Source organism: Amycolatopsis sp. NPDC059657, from assembly GCF_042734395.1.
GTDB lineage: Bacteria > Actinomycetota > Actinomycetes > Mycobacteriales > Pseudonocardiaceae > Amycolatopsis.
Genome location: NZ_JBHWEB010000072.1, coordinates 19,895 through 36,239 on the forward strand (window position 1 = coordinate 19,895; position 16,345 = coordinate 36,239).

Genomic DNA, 16,345 nt, shown 5'->3' on the forward strand with positions numbered 1-16,345 from the left:
TCCACTTTCCAGAGGCGTCTGACCCACGCGGTCCTTTGTGCCTGAGAGGTTCCGGGGAGGACTTGCTCCTTCGGCGCCGGGCTCAGTGTTCTGACCCGGGCTCTCCCGCGTGGGGTCGGCGACTACGAACGAGAGCCTACCCTGCGCGTGATCACCCCGTGCGGCGGGCGTTGCGTCGCTGGGTGAGCTCGTCGGGGGTCATGGTCTCGATGACACCGCCGTCGGCCCGCTCGGCGGGGAACTCGTGGATGGTGCCGCTGATCTCCTGCATCGCGCCGCTGACGGCGATACCGAAGACGCCCTGCCCGCCCTGCAGTAAATCAACGATCTCCTCGGGCGAGGTGCACTCGTACACCGTGGTCCCGTCGGAGAACAGCGTGACCTTGGCGAGGTCACGGACCCCGCGAACGCTCAGGTGGTCGACGGCGACCCGGATGTTCTGCAGCGAGACACCGGTGTCCAGCAGCCGCTTGACCACCTTCAAGACCAGGACGTCCTTGAAGGAGTAGAGCCGCTGCGAACCGGACCCGTGCGCGGTGCGGATGCTCGGCGCGACCAGCTTCGTGCGCGCCCAGTAGTCGAGCTGACGGTAGGTGATACCGGCGATCTGGCACGCGGCCGGACCGCGGTAGCCCACCAGCTCATCCGGCAACGAGGCATCCGGGAACAACTCACCCTGCTCGGCGACCTGGCTCGGCTCCGATGCGGAGTGCTGACCAGCCTCGACCACAGTATGCCTCCCCTCGCCCGACCTGGCGGCCGGCGAACACGCCGAGTATCCCCATGATCGGGACGCTCGGTACGGCAACACGCCACGACAGTCCCCAGGTGTCGAATCACATCGTGGCGATTTACCGCCTTTGACGGTAAGCCGCCGACCGGGGCCGGTCAACGCGACGCGCGGAGACCTCAAGCTTACATTGAGACTTTGCTACCCGGTTGCCTCGGTTACTCGGTCGTGTTAATTTTTACTCATGCAGATAACACCCGAGACGCAACCGGAGCTAGGCCTCTCCGTTACCGAACAGGCACGCCGCGCGCAGATCATCAGCGCCACCATCGCGACGATCGCCGAGCTCGGTTACCGCAAGACCTCCTTCGCCAAGATCAAGGAGCGGGCCGGCCTGTCGAGCACCCGCATCATCACCTACCACTTCACCAACAAGGCCGGGCTCATGCAGAACGTGCTCACCTCGGCCATCGCGCCGAAGGAGCAGTTCCTGGCCGACCGCGTCGCCGACCTCAAGGACCGGTCCGAACTGCTGCGCGCCTACATCGACACCGAGATCGAGTTCCTGCGCTCGCACCCGCAGTTCGTCCGTGTGCTCACCGAGCTCGCCGCGAACAGCGATGACGAGGACGGCTGGTTCATGACCGGCCCGATGATCGAGCAGCTGCGGACCGGCCGGATCGAACGGCAGTTGGTACAAGGCCAGAACGAAGGCGCGTTCGGGGCGTTCAACCCGAAGGTGATGGCGATGTCGATCGCGCAGGCCATCGACGGGGTCGCCGCCGCAGCCGCCGCGGACCCGGCCATCGACTACGACGCCTACGCCAAGGAGCTAGGCGACCTGTTCGTCAAGGCCACGCAAGCGTGAAGGCCCCCGGCACGCCAGGTGCCAGGGGCCTTACGCGATGTGAGTGCGGCTCAGGTGTCCGCGCCTCGGAAGTCTTCAGGGGACACGGAGTCGAGGAACTCGCGGAACTTCTCCACCTCGTCCTCTTGCTCGTCCGGGATGATCAGGCCTGCCTCTTCGAGCACGGAGTCCTCCGCGTGGATCGGCACGCCGATCCGCAACGCCAGGGCCACCGAGTCGCTGGGGCGGGCCGAAACCCGGATGTCGCCGTCGAACACCAGCTCCGCGAAGAAGGTGCCTTCGCGGAGGTCGGTGATGACGACCTGTTCCAGTTCCCTGCCGAGCGCACCGATGACCTCTTTGAGCAGGTCATGGGTGAGCGGGCGGGCGGGGCGGACTCCCTGTTGCTCCAAGGCGATCGCGGTGGCTTCGACCGAGCCGATCCAGATCGGCAGGTACCGCTCGCCTTCGGTCTCCCGCAGCAACAAGATCGGCTGATTCGCGGGCAGTTCGACCCGCACTCCGACGACGCGCATTTCGCTCATCGGGCCTCGCCTCCCTCTCCTGCACACGGGCTTCAGCGCTTCCTTGAGCGGCAAGCCTCGACTCCGTCGACGCTACCCGTCTTGGCGGCGCTGTGCTCGTCGTCCTGACCATCGGTGGGTTCACGCTACGCAAACCTGGGTATAACCGTACGGCATTGCCAGCCGCATATTCAGCCATTGACATAGGGCGTGACAACAGGCATGCGGAATTGACACTCCGCGCGCTGTTCAGCCGCCGGTGACGCCTCGTATGCCGGCTTTGACCAGCAGCGTGTGCAGCGCCACCGAGAGTGCGGCCAGCTCCTTGACCATCTCGTCCGCGCGTGCCTTCGCGTCGGCGTCACGGTGGCGATACACCGGGGTCACGATCTGTTCCAGCAGCCCGACTTCCCGGTCAGCGGAAGCCCGGAACGCGCGCAGATGCCTCGGCTCGATACCGAATTCGGTCATCGCCTTGACGGTCTTCGCGACCAGTACCGCGTCCGGGTCGAAGAAACCGGCCGCGCCGGGACGAATCAGGCCGAACTGCTGTAGTTCCGCGAGCATGGCCAGGTCGATCCCAGCCTGTGAGAGCAGTTCCTCCTGCGTCAGCCGGATCTCCCGCTCGGTGGCGAAATCGTCCGGCCCCGGCATGCGTGCGCCGAAATCCTCGTTCCCGCTCAGGTCGAGCGAGACGAGTTTGCGTGGCGGACGCGGACCGGACGTGAGGGACGCGGCCTCCGCGTTTCCGCGATCGGCCGCGTCCAGCTGCTCCTTGATGACCTTCAGCGGCAGATAGTGATCCCGCTGCGCGGACAGCACAAAGCGCAGGCGCTCCACGTCCGCCGCGGCGAACTGCCGGTAACCCGACGGGGTCCGGCCCGGCTGGACCAGACCCTCGGACTCCAGGAACCGGATTTTGGAGATGGTGACATCGGGGAAGTCTGAGCGCAGCTGCGCCAGCACGGCCCCGATGCTCAACCCATCGCGCTGTGGCCGCCCGGCCGCCGTCACTGCGCCCCCTGACCCCCGGTGCCGGAGCCGGTCAGGAAGACCAGGCGGAACTTGCCGATCTGGACCTCGTCGCCGCCGGTCAGCACGGCCTGGTCGACCGGCTCGCGGTTGACGTAGGTGCCGTTCAGGCTGCCGACGTCGATCACCACGAACTCGCCACCCTCACGCCGGAACTCGGCGTGGCGGCGGGAAACCGTGACGTCGTCGAGGAAGATGTCGCTGTCCGGGTGCCGTCCCGCGCTCGTGGTGTCCACGTCGAGCAGGAAACGCGAGCCCGCATTCGGGCCACGCTTCACGACGAGCAGTGCCTGGTTCGCGCGGAGCGCGTCCAGACCGGCATCCTGCGTCGCGGGGGCAGGCTGCGCCGCCGCCTGCTGACCCTCGACATCGGCCAGGAAGTCTGCGCGGAAGACAGACGTCCGCTCCGGAGAAGACTCCGGGGGAACGCCGGGTCCGTCGTTCGTGCTCACCTGAGCTCTCCTCACCAGCTGATGTTGCTTTGCCTCAAAAGAACGTGTGTGTGCAAACGTACCGTGCCTGATCGATCAGGGCTGCCGCGGCTCCCCCAACCGGACCCGCGGCCTCCCAGCCAGGCAAGATCGGCCGCTACTGCTTGGTCAACGCCTGGTAGGCCTCGGCTTCCAGGAGACTGTCGACACTCGTCGGGTCATCGAGTTTGATCTCGATGAGCCAGCCCTCGCCATAAGGATCGCTGTTGATCAGCTCGGGCTGGTCGGCGACGCCGTCGTTGACCGCGACGATCTCGCCGTCCAGCGGCGCGAACAGCTCGGAGACGCTCTTGGTGGACTCCACCTCGCCGAACGCGTCACCGGCGCTCACCTGCCTGCCGACCTCGGGCAGGTCGACGAAGACCACGTCGCCGAGCTGATCCTGCGCGTACTCGGTGATGCCGACGCGCACGGTCTCGCCGCGGGTCGCGACCCACTCGTGTTCTTCGGTGTAGCGGAGTTCTTCTGGAGTGGTCAAAGCCGCTCCCCTTTCGTGCTCTGACAACGGCTGGCGCGGAGTCTCTCACCTACGCCACGGCGGGCGCATCCCGATCCCCGTCGCCGCGCACGGCCCGCGCGCACTGGATGACGTAGAGGGCGCCGGACCAGACGTAGAGCACGCCACCCCAGGTGGTGAAGGCGTACGCGATCGGGCGGCAGAAGGCGGCCAGATCCGAGGCGCCGGTGGTCAACAGCAGGAAGGGGAAGGCGTACATGAGCACGAACGTCGCACCCTTGCCGATGTACGTGACCTCGGGCGGCGCGAAGCCGTTGCGGCGCAGCACCAGCACGCAGACGGCGAGCACGGCCTCGCGCAGCACCAGCGGGGCCACCACCCACCACGGGACGATGTCGCGGATCAGGAAGGCGACGAGGGTCGCGAGGATGAACAGCCGATCGGCGGCCGGGTCCAGCAGCTGGCCCAGCCTGCTCATCTGGTTGAGCCAGCGGGCGAGCTTGCCGTCCAGCCAGTCGGTCAGCGCGCTGAACATGAGCACCGCGAGCGCCCAGCCGTCTTCCTCAGGCCCCAGCAGGAGCCAGAGGAAGACGGGGACGAGCGCGAGGCGCAGGATGGAGAGCAGATTCGGGACGTTGAACGCCTGCCGAAGCAGTGACGGCTCTTCAGGGGTGGTGCTCACCCGCTCAGCCTAGTGTCCCGGCATCAGCTCGCGCGGCGGTGGCTCCAGCCCCTGCGGGCCAGCTCAGCGCGGGTGAGGGCCTGCGGCCTGCCGCGATTGTCGGTGCCGACCCAGCGCGGGCGGCCGGACGGCGCCTCGAGCACGAAAGGGCGGCCGTGGCTCCACACGACGGAGCAAGGGTCTGTAGGCGGGTTGTCTGCGGCGGGGACTTCGGAGTTACTCATGGCTCTCACGGGTCGGGGACGGCGGGTTACTCACCTTCCTTGTCGGCAGCCGTGGCCGGATCGTTAGCCCCGGCGCGCGGATTTCACCCTTTAGGACAACGCGATTCACCCAGTCGACAGTCCACAGTGGACTCTTGGCCGGTGTCGCCGGAGGTCACCGCGGCGAGCGGCTCCTCCGGCCCACCGGGTACCCTCGTCGTCTTCGGTTCACACCACGCGGGAGGGTGGCATGACGCACGGACGCGCCGTTCTGGCGTGCCTCGCGCTGGCCGCGCTCGCGACGGGCTGCTCCGGCGATCCCGCACCGGCGCCTGCTCCGTCCCTCGTTCCCGCGCCGGTGACAACCTCCGCTTCTTCCCCGCCGTCGCTGCCGCCCATCCCCTCGGAGACGAGCGCGCCCGCGGCGAAGCCACCCAAGACGACCGCGCCGCCCGCCGACGGCACCTGCGGCACCGTGGCCGCCGCCAGCGGGCTGACCCTGCAGGTGCTCGGCGGGCAGGCTGGCGGCGTCGACTGCGCGACCGGCAAGAAGATCGTCGAGCGGTTCCAGCGCAAGATCGCGGGCAAGCAGACGGCCGAGTCGAACGAGCCGGTCAGCGACACGGTCGACGGCTGGCTCTGCGTGTCCGGCGCGCCCGCCGCGCAGGGCGGCACCACCTGCAGCAAGGACAACGCGACCGTGCTCGCCGCGGTCGTCCCCACCGAGTAAGTCACTTTCACCGAGAAGGGCACATGTCCAGAGTCACCGTGTTCTGCCTGCTCGCCGCATCACTGACGCTCACCGCGTGCGGCAACGACAGCACGCCGCCGCCCGCGGCGCCCTCGCCGTCGGCCGTGGCCGCCGCTCCCCCCGCCGGCCCGGCGCCCAGCCCCGCCGCGAACCCGGCGGCCGCGGGCACCCAGTGCGGCGAGGTGCCCGCCAAGGACAAGCAGGCCAAGGTGACCATCCGCGGCGGAGCGGTCGACTGCGCACAGGCGGCCCAGGTCGTCACGGAGTACTTCCAGAAGCTCACCCCGGCCGAGGCGAAGTCGCCGCAGGGCCCCGGCCCGATCGCGGTCGGCGAGTGGACCTGCGGCAGCGGTCCCAACGACCCGGTGACCACCTGCTCGACCGAGGACGACCGTCAGGTCGAAGGCACCGTCGCCTGAGGGGTCGTGAGTGGTACGGCCGGTTAGAACCGGTCATACCACTCACGACCTCTTTTCTCACGCGACGTTTACCAGTTTCTCCGAGCGCTTGCGTGTCAGGAGGTAGGCGGCGATCGCGGCGGGCACGAACATCACCGAGCCGTAGATCCCGGCCGGGACCGCCATCGGCTCACTCCCGAGCACCGACACGGCGACCGTGATGGCCAGTGCGGCGTTGTGGATGCCGATCTCCATGGCCGACGCGATCGCCTGCCGCCGCTCCACCCGGAGCAGCCGCGGAACGCCGTAGCCGACAGCCAGGCTGAGCACGGAAAGCAGCAGCGCCACCGGGCCGAGCGTGTCGCTGTTGGCCAGCAGCAGCTTGAAGTTGCCGACGATCGAGAACGTGACCGCCAGCGCCAGCACGACGACGGACGCGATCTTGACCGGCTTCTGCATCCGCTCGGTCCAGCCGATGTAGCGGCGGCGGACCCACATGCCGATCGCCACCGGGACCAGCACGACCGCGAACACCTGCAGCAGCTTCGCAGGCTGCAGCCCGATCGACGCGTCGTCGGCCATGAACCGGGCCACCGCCAGCGCCACCACCAGCGGCAGGGTGAACACCGCGAGCACGGAGTTGATCGCGGTCAGGGTGATGTTCAGCGCGACATCACCGCCCGCGAGATGGCTGAACAGGTTCGCCGAGGTCCCGCCGGGCGAGGCGACGAGCAGCATCATGCCGACCGCCAGCACGCCGTTGAGCCCGAACAGCACCACCAGCCCGTAGCAGATGGCGGGCAGCACGACGATCTGGCAGGTCAGCGCCACGATGGCGGCCTTCGGGTATTTCACCACCCTGGCGAAGTCGGCGACGGTCAGCGATAGCCCGAGCCCGAACATCACCAGCGCGAGCGCCGCCGGCAGGAAAATCGAGAAGATCTGCGAACCCATCCGAACCTCCGCGAGCGCTTAGGCGAGAACCGGCTGCCAATGCTGCCCTCGCGGAGGTGGAACTATTCTCCTTTTGTGCGGCGATGTCTGATTTGTAACCTTCGCGCTTGGGTCGTGAGTGATATGACCGGTTAGAACCGGCGATACCGCTCACGAGTCCTTGAAGTCCTCCTCGCGGAACTCGCCCGCCGGGCGGAGGTCGGCGTCGCCCGCTCGGTTGCGGAGCTCGACGCGGCGGATCTTGCCCGAGATCGTCTTGGGCAGCTCCGCGAACTCGAGGCGTCGGATTCGCTTGTAGGGAGCCAAATGCTCGCGGCAGAAGGCCAGGATCGACTGGGCCGTCTCGGCGGTCGGCGCATGGCCCGCCGCGAGGACCACGAAGGCCTTCGGGACCGCGAGGCGGATCGGGTCGGCGGCCGGGACCACCGCGGCCTCGGCGACCGCGTCGTGTTCGAGCAGGACGCTCTCCAGCTCGAAGGGCGAGATCCGGTAGTCGGACGCCTTGAAGACGTCGTCCGTGCGGCCGACGTAGGTGATGTAGCCGTTCGCGTCGACCGAACCGACGTCGCCCGTGTGGTAGTAGCCGCCCGCGAACGCGGCCGAGGTGCGCTCGTCGTCATCGGCGTACCCGGTCATCAGGCCGACCGGACGCTCCGAGAGGTCAAGGCAGATCTCGCCCTCGGAGGCCACTTCGCCGCTCACCGGGTCGACCAAGGCCACCTTGAACCCGGGCAGCGGACGGCCCATCGAGCCGGGCACGACGTCCTGACCAGGCGTGTTGGCGATCTGGACGCTGCTCTCCGTCTGGCCGAAGCCGTCGCGGATGGTCACCCCCACGCCTTGCGCACCTGGTCGATGACCTCGGGGTTCAACGGCTCCCCCGCGCCGACCACCTTGCGCGGCGGCGCCTTCAACGCCGTCAGATCGGCTTGGATGAGCATCCGCCACACCGTCGGCGGCGCGCAGAAACTCGTGATGCCGCACCGGTCCATCTGCGCCATCAACGCGGCCGCGTCGAAGCGGGTGTAGTTGTACAGGAACACCGTCGCCTCGGCGTTCCACGGCGCGAAGACGTTGCTCCACGCGTGTTTCGCCCAGCCAGGCGAGGAGATGTTGAGGTGTACGTCGCCGGGTTCGAGGCCGATCCAGTACATTGTGGACAGATGGCCGACCGGATAGGACACCTGGGTGTGCCGCACCAGCTTGGGTTTCGCGGTCGTGCCTGACGTGAAGTACAGCAGGAGCGCATCGTCGGCCTTGGTCGGGCCGTCCGGAGCGAATTCCGCCGACGCGTCAAGAGAATCCGCGTAGGACACCCAGCCGTCGACCGGCTCACCGACCGCGATCCGGGTGTAGTCACCCGCGACCGTCGCGAACTTCGAGGTGTCCTCCGCGCGGATGACCACGTGCTTGGCCGCGCCCCGCTCGACGCGGTCGGTCAGGTCGGCGGGCCCGAGCAGGGTCGACGCCGGGATGATGACCGCGCCGAGCTTGATCGAGGCGAGGATCGTCTCCCACAGCTCACCCTGGTTGCCCAGCATGAGGATCAGCCGATCCCCACGCCGGACACCCAGTGACCGCAGCCAGTTCGCGACCTGGTCGGAGCGCCGCGCCATCTCCGGGAACGTCCAGCGGTTCTCGGAGCCGTCCTCTTCCACGATCCAGAGCGCGTACCGTCCGGCGTTGGCCGGGTCGCGGGCGATCTCGTCGAACCAGTCGAGCGCCCAGTTGAACTCCGTGAACCGCGGCCATTCGAAGTCCCGATAGGCCGTGTCGTAGTCCTCGCGGTGCGCCAGCAGATAATCCCTCGCCGCACGGAACACGCAGATCTCCCTTACTCGCCCTTGTACTCGGGTGCCCTTCGCTCCATGAAGGCCTGTACCGCTTCGGCCAGGTCCTTGCTCGGCAGGAACGCCGAGTTCCAGGCGCCGACGTACCGCAGGCCGTCGGCGATCTGACGCTCGGTGTTGACCGAGAGCACGTCCTTCACACCCTGCACCACGAGAGGCGGGTTCGCAGCGATGTCGGCGGCGAGTTGCCGCGCGGCCGCGAGCGAGGCCTCCTGGTCCGGGTAGACGTCGTTGACGAGACCGATCTTCTCGGCGCGCGCGGCGTCGATGTCCTTGCCGGTCAGCGCCAGCTCACGCAGGTGACCCTCGCCGATGATGGGCGCGAGCCGCTGCAGGCTGCCGAGGTCGGCCACGATGGCGACCTTGACCTCGCGGACGCTGAACTTCGCGTCGGCGCTGGCCACCCGGACGTCCGCGGCGGCGATCACGTCGACGCCACCGCCGATGCACCAGCCGGAAATGGCCGCGATGACCGGTTTGCGGCACCGCGCGACCGCGGTGACGCTCTCCTGCAACTCACGGAGATGGCCGAGGAAGTCCGTGCGCGGGCCCGCGAGCGACTCGCCGCCGAGGATCGGCGCCCAGCTCGGCATCATGGCTGGCAGGTCGAGGCCGTAGGAGAAGTGCTGGCCGCTGCCGGTCAGCACCACCGCGCGCACCTCGGGGTCGGCGTCGAGCGCGCCGAACACGATCGGCAGCTCACGCCAGAAGTCCGGGCCCATGGCGTTGCCCTTGGACGGGCCGAGCAGGGTCACTTCGGCGACATGGCCGGTCACCTCGACCTTGAGCGAGACAAGATCGGGCAGCTTTGCGGTAGCGGTCATGACTGTCATCTTGACTCATCCGGTTGACACCGTGCCAACTTGGTCAGGGCATGATTTCCTGGAGGGTAGGAACGAGGGGAGTTCGGATGACTGTCACGACATTGACTCAGTTCCCGCGGCGACGGCGGCGTTCCGCCAAGCGGAATCGCCCGATCGAACTGTCCGGCTCCTTCACCCACCAAGGGCACCGGCTGCACTACACCGAGTACGGCAGCGGACCCCGCGTCGTGGTGCTGATGCACGGCATCATGCTGACCAGGCGGATGCACGCGCCGCTGGCCAGGCGCCTCGCCCGCGAGGGCTTCCGGGTGATCACCATGGACCTGCTCGGGCACGGCGAGTCCGAGCGGCCACCCGAGTCATGGCACTACTCGATGACCGCGTTCGGCGAGCAGGCGATCGCGCTGCTCGACCATCTCGACATCGACCAGGCGGTCATGGGCGGCACCTCGCTGGGCGCGAACGTCTCGCTCGAGGTCGCCGTCGCCGCGCCGCAGCGGCTGCACGGCATGGTCGTCGAGATGCCGGTGCTCGACAACGCCATCGTCGCGGGCCTGCTCGTGTTCGGCCCGCTGCTGCTGGCCGCCCGATTCGTCCCGATCAGCGTGCGCGCCGTGGCGCTGGCGGCGAGCCTCGTGCCACACGGCAGCCAGTGGATCGACGTCATCACCGACACCCTCGAGCAGGAGCCGGCGGGCATGGCCGCGCTGCTGCACGGAGTGCTCTTCGGCCGGACCGCGCCAGCCAAGTCGATCCGCAAGCAGATCACGGTGCCGACGCTGGTCATCGGGCACCAAGGCGACCCGATCCACCCCTTCGGCGACGCGGACACGCTCGCCGCCGACATGCCGCACGCGGAGTTCATCCAGGCCCGCAGCCCGGTCGAACTCCGCATGGACCCGCAGCGGCTCTCCACCGCCATTGCGTCTTTTTGCGGCCGTTGCTACGAAATCGACGAAAGCCAAGCCGTATAGGTCGTTATACAATGGGGTCGTGAGTGCTTTGGCCGGTTAGAACCGGCCGTACCACTCACGCCCCAAAAGCTTGGGCTCGCGAAGGGAGCTCCACCAGGTCCAGTGAGGCGCTCTCAAGCCTCGGGCGGATGTGAAGTGAGGGGGCCGTTGGGTGCTTAGTACGCACTCGGAGGCACCCTCGCTTCACGATGGGCTCGCGAGTGGGCGTCGCCCCGGACTTCCGATGTGGCCCTGGCGCGGGGTCGTGAGTGCTTTGGCCGGTTAGAACCGGCCGTACCACTCACGACCCCAAGCGAGGCTCAGACGAGGCCCGCGACCGGGCCGATGACGATCACCGCGGGCGGGCGTACCCCCGCGGCCTTCGCTTCGGCGGCCACGACGTCCAATGTGGACTTGAGGACGCGCTGGGTGCGCATGGTGCCGTCTTCGATGATGGCCACCGGGGTGTCCGACGGACGGCCGCCGTCGAGCAGTGCCTCGGCGAACTGCGGCAGCCGCTCGACGCCCATCATCAGCACGATCGTGCCCTTGAGCTTCGCCAGCGCCGCCCAGTCGGTGAGCGAGGCCGCGTGGTCCGGCGCGACGTGCCCCGACACGACCACGACCTCGTGCGCGACGCCGCGGTGTGTCACCGGGACGTTCGCGATCGCGGGGACGGCGAACGCGCTGGTGATGCCGGGGACCATGGTCACCGGGATGCCCGCGTCGACGCAGGCGAGGTACTCCTCGAAGCCGCGGCCGAACAGGTACGGGTCGCCGCCCTTGAGCCGGACGACGAACTTGCCCGCCTTCGCGGCCTCGATGATGGTGCTGTTGATCACTTCCTGGCTCGCGGCCCTGCCGTACGGGATCTTCGCCGCGTCGACGATCTCGACCTCGGGGGCGAGTTCGTCGAGCAGCTCGCGCGGGGCGAGCCGGTCGACCACCACGACGTCCGCGCGCGCCAGCAGCCTGCGGCCGCGCACGGTGATCAGCTCGGGGTCACCCGGTCCCCCGCCGACCAGCGCGACACCCGGCAGCTCCTCCGGGGCGACACGGCCGTCCTCGATCGTGCCCGCGCGCAGCCCGTCGAGGATGCTGTCGCGGACCGAGGCCGACCGCAGCGGCGTGCCGCCGGAGAGCACGCCCAGCAGCAGCCCGCCGTGGCGGCCGGACGCCGGGGTGACGGCCGTGCCCTGGGTGCCGTCGTCTGCGCGGACGCAGAACACGCGTGCGCGCTCGGCTTCCGCGCAGACGGCGGCGTTGACCTCGGGGTTGTTGGTACAGGCCAGCGCGTACCAGGCGTCGGCGAGGTCGCCGTCTCGATAAGCCCGCTCATGCCAGACGATCTCGCCGGCGTCGGCCATCGCGCTCACCGACGGCGTGGTCTCCGGGGAGACGACTTCGACGCGTGCGCCCGCGCCGACGAGCCGGGGCAGCCTGCGCTGCGCGACGGTTCCACCGCCGACCATCACGACACGGCGGCCGGTCAGGTCGAGCCCGGACAGATAGTGGGGATCATCTGGCATGGCGAACAGCATGCCTGGCCAGCGCCCGCCGCGCACCAGCAGGTGCGCCTTCTCACGGGTACGGCAGCAGCGCCATCTCCCGCGCGTTCTTGATCGCGACGGCCACCTGCTTCTGCTGCTGCGGCGTCAGCCCGGTGACCCGCCGCGCGCGGATCTTGCCTCGGTCGGAGATGAACTTGCGCAGGAGGTTCACGTCCTTCCAATCCACTTCGGACACACCCTCGGCGATGAGCAGGTTCCGCTTGCGCTTCAGCTGCCTGGGTTCCTTCTTCATCGGCCTCACCAACTCGACTTCGAGACGCCGGGCAGCTCGCCGTTGTGCGCGGCCTGCCGCATGCGGACACGGGACAGCCCGAATTTGCGCAGGTAGCCGCGCGGGCGGCCGTCGGCGGCGTCGCGGTTGCGCACCCGGGTGGCGCTGGCGTCCCTCGGCATCTTCTGCAGCGCGGAAACGGCGGCGTTCTTCTCTTCGACGGACGAGCGGGGCGACGCGATGACGGCCTTGAGCTCGACGCGGCGCTCGGCGTGGCGGGCCACGATCACCTTGCGCTGCTCGTTCTTCGCGATCTTGGACTTCTTCGCCATCAGCGCTCCTCCTTGAAGTCGACGTGCTTGCGCACGACGGGGTCGTACTTCTTCAGCACCATGCGGTCGGGGTCGTTGCGCCGGTTCTTCTTGGTCACGTACGTGAACCCGGTGCCCGCGGTGGACCGCAGCTTGATGATCGGCCGGACGTCGTTGCTCTTGGCCATCAGAGCTTCACCCCCTTCGCGCGCAGCTCGGCGACGACCGCCTCGATGCCGCGCTTGTCGATGGTCTTCATGCCCTTGACGGACAGCCGCAGCCGGATCCAGCGGTTCTCGCTGGCCAGGAAGTAGCGGTGGACCTGCAGGTTCGGCTCCCAGCGCCGGGACGTCCTGCGATGCGAGTGCGAGACCTGCTTGCCGTAGCCCGGCTTGCGGCCGGTGACCTGGCACACGGCGGACACATGCCCTCCCAAGTTGGTAGTGGTTATCGTTTTCATCTACTCTACACGCGTGATCGAAAACCAGCGAGTGCCCCTCGTCCTCATCAGCGGCCTGTCCCCCGGCAGCGGCACCCTCGCCGCACTGCTGCGCACCGAAGGCACCGCGGTCGTCCACCACAACCTGCGCGAGATCACCTCCGGTGTGGTGCGCCGCCGCGTCCAGCTGGGCGGCCGGGACCAGACGACCACGCTCGAACTCGCGCACGGCTGCGTGTCCTGCACCCTGCGCGAGGACCTGCTTCCTTTGCTGCGCAAGCTTTCCCGGATGCCGCAGGTGACCAGGATCGTGCTCAAGCTCGACGAGGCCATGGAGCCCGAGCCGGTCGGCTGGGCGCTGCGCAACGTCCTCGTCGGCGAGACCCCGGTGATCGACGACGTCGAGCCGGTCGGCGTGTTCACCGTCGTCGACTGCGAGAGCTGGCTTGACGACGTCTCCGGTGACGACCTGCTCGGCGAGCGTGGCCTGCTCGCCAGTCCCGAAGACGAGCGCACGGTCGCGCAGGTCGCGCTCGCCCAGGTCGAGGCCGCGGACGTGCTCGTGCTGAGCGGCGCCGCCCCCGACGCCTGGACCGCGGCCAAAGCGTCGGCCATCCTCGACCGCGTCGCGCCGTCGATCCCGCGCGTCGAACTGTCCACTCTGGACTCCACGACCGTGCTCGGCCTGGTGCCCGCCGACGCGCGCCGTGGCGCCGTGACCGACATGCACGGCGCGCTGCTGCGTGGTCAGCCGCCACTGCACACCGACTGCGGGATCGCGCTGCTGACGTTCACCGCGCAGCGCCCGTTCCACCCGGAACGCCTGCACGAGGCCATCGACGTGCTGCTCGACGGCGTCATCCGCACGCGGGGCCGCGCCTGGGTGGCGAGCCAGCCGGACGTGGCGTTCTGGATCGAGTCGGCCGGAGGCGGGCTCGGTATCGGGCACGCCGGGCCGTGGCTCGCCGCCGACGACGGCCCCGACTGGGCGGACGTCTCCCCCGAACGCCGGACGCTGGCCTCGCTGCGCTGGCATCCGGAGCACGGTGACCGCGCGCAGGAGATCGTGGTCGTCACCGACCGGGCGACCCCCGACGAGGTCGAGGCCGCGCTCACCGGCGCGCTGCTGACCGACGAGGAACTCGCCGCAGGGCCGCCCGCGTGGCAGTGCTACCCCGACCCCTTCGGCTCATGGCACGAAGAACCGTGCGAGGACACCGAAGAAGACCTGCAGCCCGTTTCGAACCGAAAGGAAGAAAACCAGTGAAACCCGGCATCCACCCCGACTACCACCCCGTGGTCTTCAAGGACACGGCCAGCGGGGACGCGTTCCTGACCCGCTCGACCATCACGTCCGAGCACACCATCGAGTGGACGGACGGCAACACCTATCCGCTGGTGAACGTCGAGGTCAGCGCCTCGTCGCACCCGTTCTGGACCGGCACGGCCCGCGTCATGGACACCGCGGGCCAGGTCGAGAAGTTCCACCGCCGGTACGGGAGGCGCAAGTAATGGCCGTGCCCAAGCGCAAGATGTCGCGCAGCAACACCCGCTCCCGCCGCGCGCAGTGGAAGGCCGCCGTGCCGGACCTGGTGCCGATCAAGGTCGACGGCGTCGAGCAGCTCGTGCCGCGACGGCTGATCAAGCATTTCCAGCGGCTCGCCAAGTGACCACGCCGGTCACGGTGCTCTCGGGCTTCCTCGGCGCCGGCAAGACGACGCTGCTCAACCACGTGCTCGCCAACCGCGGCGGGCTGCGGGTCGCGGTGATCGTGAACGACATGAGCGAGATCAACATCGACGCCGCGCTCGTCCGCTCCCGCACCGAGGAACGCCTGGTCGAGATGACCAACGGGTGCATTTGCTGCACCCTGCGGGAGGACCTGCTCGACGAGGTGGCGCGGCTGTGCGCCGAAGACCGGTTCGACTACCTGCTCATCGAGTCGAGCGGGATTTCGGAGCCGATGCCGGTCGCGGCGACGTTCAGCTTCCTGGACGTCGCCAGGCTCGACACCATGGTCACCGTGGTCGACGCGGTGCGGTTCCTCGCCGAGCTGGCCGCGGGCGACTCGCTGACCGAGCGGCGGCTCGACCAGTACGACGGCGATACCCGCACGGTCAGCGATCTGCTGATGGACCAGGTCGAGTTCGCCGATGTGCTCCTGCTCAACAAGACCGACCTGGTCCCGGTGTCCGAAGTGGACCGTCTGGTGGCGACACTGCGGCGGCTCAACCCGGCCGCGCGGGTGCTGGTCTCCAGTCACGGCAAGGTGCCGGTCGAGGAGGTGCTCGGCACCGGCCGTTACGACGAGCTCCGCGCGCAGGAGGCGCCGGGCTGGGTGGCCGAGCTCAACGGGGACCACGTGCCGGAGACCGAGGAGTACGGCATCTCCAGCGTGGTCTTCCGCGCCGACCGGCCGTTCGACCCAGGTCTGCTGTGGACGTTCGTGAACTCCTTGGACGCCGAGGAGTTCGGCACCATCCTGCGGTCGAAGGGCTTCTTCAGCCTGGCCTCACGGCCCGGTGTGCTCGGCCTGTGGTCACAGGCGGGCTCGGTCGCCCGGTTCGAACCGCACGGCGTCTGCCAGGCCCCTCGGCAGGAGCTGGCGTTCATCGGCACCGGGCTGGACAAACCGGGCCTGCTCGGCGCGCTGGCCGGCTGCCTGATCGGGGACGACCTCTTCCCGGAGTGGGACGCCCCGCACATCCACTAGTGGTCGTCGTAGTGGTCGCCGTGGAGGGCGTGGCGGTGGCCGTCGTGCAGGTAGTCGACGTGGTCGCCGTGCGGGACGGCGGTGTGGCCACAGCCCTCGCCGTGCACGTGGTCGTGTGCCTCGTGCACGGCGTGGTCGGCGGGCTCGCACTCGTCGTAGTGCCCGTCGTGCGCGCGGTGCAGGTGGCCGTCGTGCACGTAGTCGACGTGATCACCGTGCGGTGCGGCGACGTGGCCGCAGCCGTCGCCGTGCTGGTGCGGGTGGTCGGTGTGCGCCGCGTGCGTGAGCGTCATGGCGAGCTGGCCCCTTTCTGTCCGAAGTGGACGCGACGCTAGCAGCAGAAGATCGACTTTTCCGGCCGATACCCGACGCTCTCACCCTTCCGTGCGACACCGCGCGCGCCT

Annotated in this window: 22 protein-coding genes, 1 pseudogene and 1 riboswitch; of the genes and pseudogenes, 8 read left to right on the forward strand and 15 right to left on the reverse strand. The window is 68.7% G+C overall.

What is annotated here, in order from left to right:
• Window positions 1-18 precede the first annotated feature (18 nt).
• A riboswitch (glycine riboswitch) is annotated at window positions 19-118 on the reverse strand.
• A 33-nt stretch (window positions 119-151) separates the two neighbouring features.
• A complete protein-coding gene (locus ACFV15_RS31345) occupies window positions 152-730 on the reverse strand; it encodes a MerR family transcriptional regulator (protein ID WP_378354793.1) in 579 nt (192 codons plus the stop codon).
• A gap of 244 nt (window positions 731-974) precedes the next feature.
• Here ACFV15_RS31345 and ACFV15_RS31350 point away from each other — a divergent pair, with 244 nt between their 5' ends.
• Window positions 975-1,598 (forward strand): TetR/AcrR family transcriptional regulator, encoded by a 624-nt coding sequence (locus ACFV15_RS31350; protein ID WP_378354795.1) that lies wholly within the window; start codon window positions 975-977, stop codon window positions 1,596-1,598.
• 50 nt (window positions 1,599-1,648) lie between these two features.
• Here ACFV15_RS31350 and ACFV15_RS31355 read toward each other — a convergent pair whose 3' ends face one another.
• The 5 genes from ACFV15_RS31355 to ACFV15_RS31375 all read right to left on the reverse strand — a co-directional run bounded on the left by ACFV15_RS31355 (window position 1,649) and on the right by ACFV15_RS31375 (window position 4,763).
• Window positions 1,649-2,122, reverse strand: coding sequence for a bifunctional nuclease family protein (locus tag ACFV15_RS31355; protein WP_091286322.1), 474 nt, complete (start codon window positions 2,120-2,122; stop codon window positions 1,649-1,651).
• A gap of 228 nt (window positions 2,123-2,350) precedes the next feature.
• Window positions 2,351-3,115 carry a MerR family transcriptional regulator gene (locus ACFV15_RS31360; RefSeq protein WP_378354797.1) on the reverse strand — a complete coding sequence of 255 codons (765 nt, stop codon included), beginning with the start codon at window positions 3,113-3,115 and terminating at the stop codon, window positions 2,351-2,353.
• Window positions 3,112-3,585 (reverse strand): glycogen accumulation regulator GarA, encoded by a 474-nt coding sequence (gene garA, locus ACFV15_RS31365; protein ID WP_378354798.1) that lies wholly within the window; start codon window positions 3,583-3,585, stop codon window positions 3,112-3,114. The genes ACFV15_RS31360 and garA overlap by 4 nt, the downstream gene beginning before the upstream one ends.
• 136 nt (window positions 3,586-3,721) lie before the next feature.
• Window positions 3,722-4,102, reverse strand: coding sequence for a glycine cleavage system protein GcvH (gene gcvH / locus ACFV15_RS31370; protein ID WP_378354800.1), 381 nt, complete (start codon window positions 4,100-4,102; stop codon window positions 3,722-3,724).
• A gap of 49 nt (window positions 4,103-4,151) precedes the next feature.
• Window positions 4,152-4,763 (reverse strand): CDP-alcohol phosphatidyltransferase family protein, encoded by a 612-nt coding sequence (locus ACFV15_RS31375; RefSeq protein ID WP_378354802.1) that lies wholly within the window; start codon window positions 4,761-4,763, stop codon window positions 4,152-4,154.
• 453 nt (window positions 4,764-5,216) lie between these two features.
• Between ACFV15_RS31375 and ACFV15_RS31380 the strand changes: the two genes are divergently transcribed.
• Window positions 5,217-5,696: a hypothetical protein gene (locus tag ACFV15_RS31380; RefSeq protein WP_378354803.1), complete on the forward strand. Its 480-nt coding sequence runs from the start codon at window positions 5,217-5,219 to the stop codon at window positions 5,694-5,696.
• Window positions 5,697-5,719: 23 nt separating this feature from the next.
• Window positions 5,720-6,136: a hypothetical protein gene (locus ACFV15_RS31385; protein ID WP_378354805.1), complete on the forward strand. Its 417-nt coding sequence runs from the start codon at window positions 5,720-5,722 to the stop codon at window positions 6,134-6,136.
• Window positions 6,137-6,193: 57 nt separating this feature from the next.
• Here ACFV15_RS31385 and ACFV15_RS31390 read toward each other — a convergent pair whose 3' ends face one another.
• From ACFV15_RS31390 to ACFV15_RS31400, 3 genes and pseudogenes are all read right to left on the reverse strand, one after another.
• Entirely contained in the window at window positions 6,194-7,069 is an 876-nt protein-coding gene (locus ACFV15_RS31390) for a bile acid:sodium symporter family protein (RefSeq protein ID WP_378354807.1), read from the reverse strand.
• 150 nt (window positions 7,070-7,219) lie between these two features.
• Window positions 7,220-8,898, reverse strand: a pseudogene (locus ACFV15_RS31395) (AMP-binding protein).
• 5 nt (window positions 8,899-8,903) lie between these two features.
• Window positions 8,904-9,743: a crotonase/enoyl-CoA hydratase family protein gene (locus tag ACFV15_RS31400; RefSeq protein WP_378354808.1), complete on the reverse strand. Its 840-nt coding sequence runs from the start codon at window positions 9,741-9,743 to the stop codon at window positions 8,904-8,906.
• Window positions 9,744-9,829: 86 nt separating this feature from the next.
• Between ACFV15_RS31400 and ACFV15_RS31405 the strand changes: the two genes are divergently transcribed.
• Entirely contained in the window at window positions 9,830-10,717 is an 888-nt protein-coding gene (locus ACFV15_RS31405) for an alpha/beta fold hydrolase (RefSeq protein WP_378354812.1), read from the forward strand.
• A 299-nt stretch (window positions 10,718-11,016) separates the two neighbouring features.
• Here the strand turns inward: ACFV15_RS31405 and cobA are convergent, their stop codons facing one another.
• From cobA to rpmB, 5 genes are read right to left on the reverse strand one after another with little or no spacing between them, the layout of a single operon-like run.
• On the reverse strand, window positions 11,017-12,225 hold the full coding sequence (cobA, locus tag ACFV15_RS31410; protein WP_378354814.1) for a uroporphyrinogen-III C-methyltransferase: 1,209 nt from the start codon (window positions 12,223-12,225) through the stop codon (window positions 11,017-11,019).
• 52 nt (window positions 12,226-12,277) lie between these two features.
• Window positions 12,278-12,499, reverse strand: a complete 222-nt coding sequence (gene rpsR / locus ACFV15_RS31415; protein WP_378354816.1) for a 30S ribosomal protein S18 — start codon at window positions 12,497-12,499, stop codon at window positions 12,278-12,280.
• A gap of 5 nt (window positions 12,500-12,504) precedes the next feature.
• On the reverse strand, window positions 12,505-12,810 hold the full coding sequence (gene rpsN / locus ACFV15_RS31420; protein ID WP_378354818.1) for a 30S ribosomal protein S14: 306 nt from the start codon (window positions 12,808-12,810) through the stop codon (window positions 12,505-12,507).
• On the reverse strand, window positions 12,810-12,977 hold the full coding sequence (gene rpmG, locus ACFV15_RS31425) for a 50S ribosomal protein L33 (RefSeq protein WP_378354820.1): 168 nt from the start codon (window positions 12,975-12,977) through the stop codon (window positions 12,810-12,812). Before rpmG ends, rpsN begins: the two co-directional genes overlap by 1 nt.
• Window positions 12,977-13,213 (reverse strand): 50S ribosomal protein L28, encoded by a 237-nt coding sequence (gene rpmB / locus ACFV15_RS31430; protein ID WP_091286289.1) that lies wholly within the window; start codon window positions 13,211-13,213, stop codon window positions 12,977-12,979. The genes rpmG and rpmB overlap by 1 nt, the downstream gene beginning before the upstream one ends.
• Window positions 13,214-13,262: 49 nt before the next feature.
• On the opposite strand from rpmB, the gene mrf reads away from it, so the two are divergent.
• From mrf to ACFV15_RS31450, 4 genes are read left to right on the forward strand one after another with little or no spacing between them, the layout of a single operon-like run.
• Complete coding sequence (mrf, locus tag ACFV15_RS31435) at window positions 13,263-14,495, forward strand: ribosome hibernation factor-recruiting GTPase MRF (protein ID WP_378354822.1); 1,233 nt, start codon at window positions 13,263-13,265, stop codon at window positions 14,493-14,495.
• Window positions 14,492-14,740 carry a type B 50S ribosomal protein L31 gene (locus ACFV15_RS31440; protein ID WP_378354824.1) on the forward strand — a complete coding sequence of 83 codons (249 nt, stop codon included), beginning with the start codon at window positions 14,492-14,494 and terminating at the stop codon, window positions 14,738-14,740. Before mrf ends, ACFV15_RS31440 begins: the two co-directional genes overlap by 4 nt.
• Window positions 14,740-14,898 (forward strand): 50S ribosomal protein L32, encoded by a 159-nt coding sequence (rpmF, locus tag ACFV15_RS31445; RefSeq protein WP_091286280.1) that lies wholly within the window; start codon window positions 14,740-14,742, stop codon window positions 14,896-14,898. Before ACFV15_RS31440 ends, rpmF begins: the two co-directional genes overlap by 1 nt.
• Window positions 14,895-15,941 carry a GTP-binding protein gene (locus ACFV15_RS31450; RefSeq protein WP_378354826.1) on the forward strand — a complete coding sequence of 349 codons (1,047 nt, stop codon included), beginning with the start codon at window positions 14,895-14,897 and terminating at the stop codon, window positions 15,939-15,941. The genes rpmF and ACFV15_RS31450 overlap by 4 nt, the downstream gene beginning before the upstream one ends.
• On the opposite strand, the gene ACFV15_RS31455 is transcribed toward ACFV15_RS31450, so the two are convergent.
• Entirely contained in the window at window positions 15,938-16,234 is a 297-nt protein-coding gene (locus tag ACFV15_RS31455) for a hypothetical protein (RefSeq protein WP_378354828.1), read from the reverse strand. The two genes, ACFV15_RS31450 and ACFV15_RS31455, sit on opposite strands and share 4 nt — an antisense overlap.
• Between the last annotated feature and the right edge of the window lie 111 nt (window positions 16,235-16,345).

Excerpts from the sequence above, each read along its gene's own strand:
- cobA (WP_378354814.1), bottom strand. The coding sequence starts at position 12,225 with ATGCCAGATGATCCCCACTATCTGTCCGGGCTCGACCTGACCGGCCGC.
- ACFV15_RS31455 (WP_378354828.1), bottom strand. The coding sequence starts at position 16,234 with ATGACGCTCACGCACGCGGCGCACACCGACCACCCGCACCAGCACGGC.
- rpmF (WP_091286280.1), top strand. The coding sequence starts at position 14,740 with ATGGCCGTGCCCAAGCGCAAGATGTCGCGCAGCAACACCCGCTCCCGC.
- ACFV15_RS31385 (WP_378354805.1), top strand. The coding sequence starts at position 5,720 with ATGTCCAGAGTCACCGTGTTCTGCCTGCTCGCCGCATCACTGACGCTC.
- ACFV15_RS31400 (WP_378354808.1), bottom strand. The coding sequence starts at position 9,743 with ATGACCGCTACCGCAAAGCTGCCCGATCTTGTCTCGCTCAAGGTCGAG.
- rpmG (WP_378354820.1), bottom strand. The coding sequence starts at position 12,977 with ATGGCCAAGAGCAACGACGTCCGGCCGATCATCAAGCTGCGGTCCACC.
- rpsN (WP_378354818.1), bottom strand. The coding sequence starts at position 12,810 with ATGGCGAAGAAGTCCAAGATCGCGAAGAACGAGCAGCGCAAGGTGATC.
- ACFV15_RS31380 (WP_378354803.1), top strand. The coding sequence starts at position 5,217 with ATGACGCACGGACGCGCCGTTCTGGCGTGCCTCGCGCTGGCCGCGCTC.
- ACFV15_RS31350 (WP_378354795.1), top strand. The coding sequence starts at position 975 with ATGCAGATAACACCCGAGACGCAACCGGAGCTAGGCCTCTCCGTTACC.
- rpsR (WP_378354816.1), bottom strand. The coding sequence starts at position 12,499 with ATGAAGAAGGAACCCAGGCAGCTGAAGCGCAAGCGGAACCTGCTCATC.
- ACFV15_RS31390 (WP_378354807.1), bottom strand. The coding sequence starts at position 7,069 with ATGGGTTCGCAGATCTTCTCGATTTTCCTGCCGGCGGCGCTCGCGCTG.
- ACFV15_RS31405 (WP_378354812.1), top strand. The coding sequence starts at position 9,830 with ATGACTGTCACGACATTGACTCAGTTCCCGCGGCGACGGCGGCGTTCC.
- ACFV15_RS31355 (WP_091286322.1), bottom strand. The coding sequence starts at position 2,122 with ATGAGCGAAATGCGCGTCGTCGGAGTGCGGGTCGAACTGCCCGCGAAT.